The organism is Streptomyces sp. NPDC057253, from assembly GCF_042669125.1.
GTDB lineage: Bacteria > Actinomycetota > Actinomycetes > Streptomycetales > Streptomycetaceae > Streptomyces.
The window spans coordinates 1-6,313 of record NZ_JBHUXV010000250.1; the positions used below are offsets into that span (position 1 = coordinate 1).

Annotated in this window: 5 protein-coding genes; 4 read left to right on the plus strand and 1 reads right to left on the minus strand. The window is 69.0% G+C overall.

Annotated features, from left to right (window positions below; all coding sequences use genetic code 11):
• On the plus strand, positions 1-231 hold a 231-nt coding region (gene tnpA, locus ACFULQ_RS48295; RefSeq protein WP_383557998.1), incomplete at its 5' end, for an IS200/IS605 family transposase.
• A 169-nt stretch (positions 232-400) separates the two neighbouring features.
• Here tnpA and ACFULQ_RS48300 read toward each other — a convergent pair.
• Positions 401-3,766, minus strand: a complete 3,366-nt coding sequence (locus ACFULQ_RS48300) for an AAA family ATPase (RefSeq protein ID WP_383558001.1) — start codon at positions 3,764-3,766, stop codon at positions 401-403.
• A gap of 142 nt (positions 3,767-3,908) precedes the next feature.
• Here ACFULQ_RS48300 and ACFULQ_RS48305 point away from each other — a divergent pair, with 142 nt between their 5' ends.
• From ACFULQ_RS48305 to ACFULQ_RS48315, 3 genes are all read left to right on the plus strand, one after another.
• A complete protein-coding gene (locus tag ACFULQ_RS48305) occupies positions 3,909-4,667 on the plus strand; it encodes a tetratricopeptide repeat protein (protein ID WP_383558004.1) in 759 nt (252 codons plus the stop codon).
• 43 nt (positions 4,668-4,710) lie between these two features.
• Complete coding sequence (locus tag ACFULQ_RS48310; protein ID WP_383558007.1) at positions 4,711-5,283, plus strand: TetR/AcrR family transcriptional regulator; 573 nt, start codon at positions 4,711-4,713, stop codon at positions 5,281-5,283.
• Positions 5,284-5,397: 114 nt separating this feature from the next.
• Positions 5,398-6,261: an alpha/beta fold hydrolase gene (locus tag ACFULQ_RS48315; RefSeq protein WP_383558010.1), complete on the plus strand. Its 864-nt coding sequence runs from the start codon at positions 5,398-5,400 to the stop codon at positions 6,259-6,261.
• Positions 6,262-6,313 lie beyond the last annotated feature (52 nt).

The window sequence follows — 6,313 nt, forward strand, 5'->3', positions numbered from 1 at the left end:
GATCACGTCCACCTCCTCGTGCACTACCCGCCGAAGATCGCCCTGTCGAAGCTGATCAACAGCCTCAAGGGCGTCAGCTCCCGCTACCTGCGGGCGGAGTACACCTCCCGTATCAACCGGATCGGGATGGGCTCCGTGTTCTGGTCCCGCTCCTACTTCGCGGGCTCTTGCGGCGGAGCGCCGCTCACGGTGATTCGTCAGTACATCGAACAGCAAAAACGTCGACTCTGAGTGCCGGTCAGAGCAGTCCTAAGATGCGTTTCCCTCCCCGGCTAAAGCCGGGGATACCCACGCAAGATCAGGGATGGATGAAGACAACGGATCTGGACATGGGTGTCGACCTCGCTCACTGGATGGGGACGCTGTTCGGGGCCGGCCCCGCCGTTCTTGGATCGAGAACCTAGAAGTGCGCGGTGGACGAGGAGTGAAGGATTTCTGTACGGCCGAACGCCTGGGCGTCTGGCTGACCACGTCGGGCGAGGAATCGGTCGGCGCGTTGCGCGAAGAGATGGGCCCCCTGCCGAAGGGCCACGGTGCGGGCCTGCCCGGCCATGCGTACGGCGCCACGTTCGTTGCCGTTGGCGTGCTCAAGGTGCGCGCGGACCAGGATGATCAGCGCCTCTGCGGATCGTTGGCCGTAGCGTTCGAGATGCTCCTCGGCACTGTCGAGTGCTGCCGCGGCCTGGTCCAGCGAGCCTGCGGTGATGCGCATCTCGCCCAGCAACCCGTACCAGGTCGAGACGCAGGTACGGGCGGGGCTGACCAGGTGGGTGCGAATGAGTCGTTCCGCTTCGTCCGCGGCGTCCGTCGGGCCCTGCCCGGTGACGGCCAACGCCCAGCACCGGGCCAGGCGCAAGTAGGTGCCGAGGGAGGCGAAGGAGAAGTGCGGGTCGACGGCGATCCCGCGCTCGGCCGCACGCAGAGCCCAGACGGGGTCACCGACCACCGAGGCGGTCCGTACCTCGAAGGACGAAGCGACGGTGACCGCGTAGGGGTCGTCACCCGCCGACTTCGCCAGGGTGCCGAGCACGGCGCGCGCTTGGGCCGTCTGTCCGTGGTAGCCGGCGATCTCCGCGAACAGCCCGGCTGTCATCAGCTGCACGCCGCTTCGCACGGGATCGTACTCGTCGTCGGCGGAGAGGAGCTCGGGGCTCAGCGCGCTCAACTGCTGATAGGACGCGCCGATGTTCCCCAGGCACCACTCGTGGATTCCCACCGCCGCCTTGCCGTACCACCTCACCACCGGGTCCTCGGAGGTGCTGCCCAACTCCTCGAGTCGGCGGGCGAGGAGACTGCTGCGGTCCAGCTCGAGGGCTTGGCCGTGCGCGGTCCAGCGGGAGAAGAGGAAGCCGGCCGCCTCGCGGTCGCGCCCGAGGCGCCGCGCGATGTGCTCTGCTCGCTCCAGCAGGCTGACGGAGGCCGTGCCGTACATCGAGCGCATCCCGACGACCGCGATCAGCTGCGAGAGAGCTCCGAGCTCCAACTCGAGAAGCGACGCCTTGCGCGTCAGCTCCACCGCGGATCCGAGGTGGCGCTCGGCTGCCCCCAACGCCGTCTTCGCCTTGGCCTGGGCGCCGGCGCGGACCAGAGCCGCGACGGTACGGGCCGGGTCCACCACGGGACCCGCGTTCCACAGGTGGTGTGCCAGCCGCTCGGGGACGGACTCGTCGTTCAATCCGACCTCTTCGATGGCGTCCGCGATGGAGCCGTGCAGAGCTGCCGCGCGACCGGGCAGGATCGCCTCCGACACGGCTTGGCGCACCAGGTCGTGGGTGAAGCGGTAGGAGAAGGGGTCGCCGGGCGTCGGGCCGACCAGACCGAGACTGCGGACGGGTTCCAGGCGCTCGAGGCAGGAGCGCACGTCAAGGGATGCTGTCCGGGCGAGCAGCACCAGCTCCACGCTCCTGCCGACCAGTGCCGCGATGTCCAGCAGGTCCTGCGTGTCGGTGTCGAGCACGACGAGGCGATCGCGTACGACGTCGCGCACCGTCATCGGGACGGTGCTGCCCAGTACGGTCTCCGGGGTGACCTCGCCGTCGGCGGCCCACAGCCGGCCCAGCTCCTGGACGAAGAACGGATTGCCGGCCGTGCGCGTGTGCACCGATTTGGCCACGTCAAGGGCCAGGCGGACACCGGTTTCGAGGTGGATGAGCTCGGCCACCTCCGCGGGGCTCAGGGGACCGACCGACAACCGCCGGTGACCGGTGGCGCGACTGGCGGCGGCCAGCGTCCGGACCAGCTCCAGGCTGGGCGAGGGGCCTGCGTTGCGCAGCGCGCCGACGACGGCCGTGCCGGCGGGAAGGCGGCGGATGACATGTTCCAGGAGCTGTAGCGAACTCGTGTCCGCCCACTGCAGATCGTCGACCATCAGCACGACCGGCCGCTCGTCGGCCGCCTCGGCGATCAGGTCGACGACCTGTTCCAGCAGACGGTGTCGGGCGTTGCCGTCCGGGATCGCCGGCGCGGTCGGCCTCTCCACGCGGGAGCCGACGAGATGACCGAGATCGCGAGCCGCCCACTGCTCCCGCCGTGCCGGCGGCATCACGTCGAACAGGCTGGACACCGTCTCGACCCACGGCCACATCGTCGGCCTGCCCTCGCCTTCGAGGCAGTGGCCCCAGACCACGAGGGCGCCGCGATCCTCGGCATGGTCGGCGATCTCTTCCATGAGCCGGCTCTTCCCGACTCCGGGTTCACCCTCCAGCAGCACCACTGCCGTGCCGTTCTCCAGGGCCGGCTCGACAGCGCGTCGCAGCGCCGCGAGCTCCTCCGTCCGACCGATCAGCCGGTCGACTCCGCCCGGCGGGGGACCCGGCGGGATCTGCGGGATCGGGGGCGGTGATGGTGTCGGCGTGCCCGAGGGTGCGGCTGTCAGGGCCTCGGCGGTCGGCTCCTCGGCGGGCGGCGCCTCGGTGGCCGACGGCCGGATCGCAGGAGCCCGAGTCCGGGGAGTCTGGGTGAGCACCTGCTGGTGGGCGGCTTGGAGGGCCTCCCCGGGGTCTATCCCGAGATCGTCGACGAGGCGTGCGCGGACGGCGTCGAAGACGGCCAGGGCTTCCGCCTGTCGGCCTGCGCCGCCCAGCAGAGTGACGAGACTGGCCTGCACGGGTTCGTGCAGCGGGGCCATCGTGGCCGCCAGGTTCAGGGCCGGCAGCACTCGCGCCGGCTGCCCGAGTGACAGCGCGACCTCGGTCGCCTCCATGCAGGTCTGGAAGTACTCGTCGTTGAGGCCGGCGAAGATCGGTGCGGCTGCGGGTCCGTGCGCCCACCCGCCGCCGGCCGGGCCGCTCCACAGGCGGAGTGCGTCGAGGTAATGATCCAGTGCCACGGCCTCGTGCTCGTCCGCCCGCGCTTTGCGGGCGGCCCCGGACTGCTGCCGGAACCTCGTGAGGTCGAGAAGGTCCGCTCCGGCTGTGCACAGGTAACCGGTGCCCCGGTTCAGCAGGTAGGCGCCCGCTTCCCGAGGGGGCAGGTCGGGCTCCAACAGGCGTCGTATCGAGCCGACGTACTTGTGGATCACGTTGAGGGCGCTGGCGGGCGCGTTCTCACCCCAGATCAGTTCGATCAGGTCATCGACGCCGGTCGGCCGGCCTCCGCGAGCGAGGAGCAGGGCCAGCAGGTACGCCTGCTGACGCGGTCCGGCCTCGACCTCGCTCTCGCCCCGCCATATGCGCAACGGCCCCAGTACCTGCAGGCGGAGGGTGCCCTTGCGCGGAAGTTCCCTTGCTTCGTCGGCGCTTCCGGCAAGGGCGAGCGGTGATGTCATGTGCGACCCCCCTGGGTGGCCTCGCCCCGGTCCCACCATCGCCTTTGCGCAGGGTCGGAGTCGCGCTAGCGTAAATGCACTCATACTCTAGTCGCTGGAGTGCCACTCCAGCCAGTTCGAACTCTCCACCAGATGAGGCACGGTGACGGACGGACAACACCTCCGCGCGACGTTCAGACAGGGCGACACCGATGCCGTGCGCCGCATGGCGGACGCGGAGGTCGAGCGCTCGCGCGCGGCAGGCGACCCTGCCGGTGAGGTCGAGGGGCTGTACGGCCTGGCCCGGGTCGCCCTGCGCGGCGGAGACCTGGAGCGGGCCACCGGCCTGGCGCAGCGTGCCCTCGCCGTGGCACAGGATGCGGGTGAGCGTCGGCTGGAGGAGCGGCCGCGTCACGTGCTCGCCGCCGTGGCCCGGCTGTCGGGCGACCAGGCGCGGGCGCGGGACCTCTACGAGGCCAGCATCGAACTCAACCGGGCGCTCGGCCAGGACGAGCACGTGCACTCCGAGTACCACAACCTGGCCCTCGTCGAATTGCACCTCGGCAATGTGGAGCGGGCACGTCGACTGATCGAGGAGAGCCGCGAGCGTGTCTTCCGATTCGGCTACCGAGACTTCCTGCCCTACCTCGGACTCGCCGGTGCCGCCCTCGCGTCGGCGGACGGGGACATGACGCTCGCCGCACGGCTGCTCGGGTTCACCGACCAGGCCTTTGTCTCCCTGGGGCAGGTACCCGATCCCGATGACGCGAGCGAGCTGGACGCGATCCGGACCCACGCCTCGGCCGTTCTGGGACGCGACGCGTTCGAGTCCGAGAGCGCGACCGGTGCCGCCTGGACCCTGATGAGAGCATTCGGTCGTACATGGTCCGGCGACACAGGTCGCCGCCAGAACGAGGAGTGAGACGTTGTCAGGGCAGGCACCGAGCCGTCGTGATGAGTACGCCATGATGACGCGGCAGGAAGTCGTCAAAACAGCGCGGAAGTTGTTCGCCGAGCACGGCTACACACAGACCACAGTCGAGAGGATCGCACGCGAGGCGCGTGTCTCCCCAGCCACTGTCTACGCCCAGTGCCGAGGCAAGGAGGGCCTGCTTCGGACCTTGATGGACATCTGGACGACGAGTCCGACGGTGGAACGGATCATCGTCGACTCGCTGGCCCCGCCCACAGGTCGGGCCAAGCTGGAGGTCCTGGCCGAGGGCTATTTCGACATTCGCGCGGAGGCCGGCGACATCGTGCGCATCGTCGAGCGCGCCGCCGCCAGCTCTCCGGCCACCCGGGAATTTCTCGACATCGCCAATCAGCGCCACATCGAGGCGCTGGAGACGATCGTCAGAGGCATCGCCGCCGACGGAGACCTGGCCGAGGGACTCTCGATCGAGGACACGGCAAAGATCATCTACTTCCACTTCCGCATTCCTCAGATCGACCTTGCCGTGGAGGAGTTCGGGTGGGGCGTCGACCGCACGAAGAAGTGGCTCTTCGAACGGGTTGCGGCCGCAATCCTCAAGGGCTGACACCGGGCAGACGCCTCGCTCTGTCGCGACTTCAGAATTCGTCCACAGGGGGTCCCTACATTCCAGTGACCACCCCCGAAGCAGCGGGCACACCGGGCGAAGGCGGCACAGCGCATGGTCAAGATTCATCACCGGTACGCCATGGTCGACGGCCATCAGATCTTCTACCGGGAAGCCGGGCCGAGACACCGGCCCACCGTGGTGCTTCTGCACGGCTTCCCCGCCAGCTCTCTGATGTTCCGCCACCTCCTGCCACGGCTCGCGGACCGCTGGCACCTGGTGGCACCCGACCATCTCGGTTTCGGACTCTCCGACGCGCCGACAGCAGACGAGTTCACCTACTCCTTCGACTCGCTCACCGACATCACGGGAACCTTTCTCGCTCAGCTCGGCATCGAGCGCTACTGCCTGTTCGTCCACGACCACGGTGCGCCGATCGGGTGGAGGCTCATGCTGCGGACACCCACCGCGGTCACGGCGATCATCACCCAGAACGGCAACGCCTACGACGAGGGACTGCAGCCGGAGTTCTTCACCGCGGTGCGCGACTACTGGCGTGAGCAGACCCCCCACACCGAGGCCGGCGTTCGTGAGGCGCTGAGTCTGGAGCTGACCCGCTGGCGATACCTCGCGGGCGTGACCGACGAGAGCCTGATCGACCCCACCACCTGGACTCACGATCACGACCTGCTGTCACGGCCCGACAGCGACCGGGCGCAGCTCGCGCTGTTCCTCGACTACGCCACCAACCTGGAGCTCTACCCCAAGGTGCAGCAGCACTTCCGCGAGCGGCAGGTCCCGCTGCTCGCCATCTGGGGAAAAGGCGACCCGATCTTCGGACCCGCCGGGGCCCTCGCCTTCGCCACCGACCTGCCGGACGCCGAGGTGCACTTGGTGCCCGGCGGCCACTTCCTGCTCGAGAGCGCTCTGGACGAGGTCGTTCCGCTCGTCCGTGCGTTTCTGGGCAATCACCTCTGACCTGCTGTTCCCCGTCCCGTATCACGACTACGCCGCCGCTCGACCGTGAGGT

What these genes read in the sequence shown, in the direction of transcription:
- ACFULQ_RS48310 (WP_383558007.1), top strand. Translation starts at nt 4,711, where the DNA reads ATGATGACGCGGCAGGAAGTCGTCAAAACAGCGCGGAAGTTGTTCGCC.
- ACFULQ_RS48315 (WP_383558010.1), top strand. Translation starts at nt 5,398, where the DNA reads ATGGTCAAGATTCATCACCGGTACGCCATGGTCGACGGCCATCAGATC.
- ACFULQ_RS48300 (WP_383558001.1), bottom strand. Translation starts at nt 3,766, where the DNA reads ATGACATCACCGCTCGCCCTTGCCGGAAGCGCCGACGAAGCAAGGGAA.